Below are 525 nucleotides of genomic sequence, written 5' to 3' on the forward strand. Positions count from 1 at the left end.
CAGCATCCTCTGCGCGGTTAAAACGGCGATGCCACTCATTCAGTGTTTTTGCGTAATCTAGGCCGATGTCGAACAAATCACGAACCACCAAATCACTGTGCTTAGTGGTCGCTTGTGTCAAAGACGTCACCGACGGCAAGAAACCGCCAGGGAAAATGTATTTCTGAATAAAATCGACATTGTTGCTGTAATAGTCGTAGCGCTGGTCCGCAATCGTAATCGCTTGGATAGCCATCAGGCCGCTAGGCTTTAATAATGACTCGCATTTTTTGATGTAGGAAGCTAAGAACTGTTTCCCCACGGCTTCAATCATCTCGATAGAAACCAATTTATCGTACGTCCCAGTAAGGTTACGATAGTCTTCTTTAAGTAAAGTAATTCGATCGGCTAAACCTCGTTGTACGATTTGCTGTCGAGCATATTCATGCTGCTCTTCCGAAATGGTCGTTGTTGTCACTCGGCAACCGTATTGCTCAGCCATGTATATCGCCATCGCCCCCCACCCTGTGCCAATCTCAATCACAT

At 46.3% G+C, this 525-nt stretch carries 1 protein-coding gene; it reads right to left on the reverse strand.

Annotated features, from left to right (window positions below; genetic code table 11):
• Positions 1–525 (reverse strand): SAM-dependent methyltransferase (locus R7R78_RS29295; RefSeq protein WP_225474988.1); only part of this gene is annotated, 525 nt, incomplete at both ends.

Source organism: Vibrio sp. 2134-1, assembly GCF_033339495.1.